Annotated in this window: 1 protein-coding gene; it reads left to right on the top strand. The window is 67.3% G+C overall.

The window, feature by feature from the left end; all coding sequences use genetic code 11:
• Window positions 1-220 (top strand): hypothetical protein (locus HA630_RS26800; protein ID WP_166832118.1); only part of this gene is annotated, 220 nt, incomplete at both ends.

The following is a 220-nucleotide window of genomic DNA, read 5'->3' as shown; positions in this document are numbered from 1 at the left end:
GGATCGCCGCGGCCACGTCTTACAGCACGTCCAACCGCATCATGGTGCCGTTCTACGTGTACTACTCGATGTTCGGCTTCCAGCGCATCGGCGACTTGGCCTGGGCGGCGGGTGACATGCAGGCGCGCGGCTTCCTGCTGGGCGGCACCTCTGGGCGCACCACGCTGAACGGCGAAGGCCTGCAGCACGAGGACGGCCACAGCCACATCATGGCCGGCAC

The sequence above is a fragment of the Aquabacterium sp. A08 genome, assembly GCF_011742065.1.
Note: the sequence above shows the minus strand (reverse complement) of the source record. Positions and strands in the feature narration are given on the sequence as shown.